Consider the following 309-nt stretch of genomic DNA (forward strand, 5'->3'; position numbering starts at 1 on the left):
GATCGTTTCGTTATCTGTTCCGTTACATTCTATAGTTTCGTCTATTACAGTACAAGCAGTAAGATCAGGACCGATAGAATCTTCAAGCGTAAGTGTTGCAGTAAGTATGGTTTCATTACCACAATCATCAGCAACTGTATACGTAACTAGAATAGTACCACCAGCTCCACAAGTGGAAGCAAGGTTAGTAAATACATAATCAGAAGTTACATCGAATACTGCATCTGTATCACAAGAATCTGTACCACAAGATTGAAGTGCTAATATATTAGCAGCATTCCAATCGTTAGCAATTGTTTCGTTATCTGT

Annotated in this window: 1 protein-coding gene; it reads right to left on the bottom strand. The window is 37.2% G+C overall.

Features of this window, described 5'->3' with window-relative positions:
• Positions 1-309: hypothetical protein (locus ACVCXO_RS00510; protein ID WP_452227642.1), on the bottom strand; the 309-nt coding region annotated here is incomplete at both ends.

Source organism: Lacinutrix sp. MEBiC02404 (assembly GCF_053601575.1).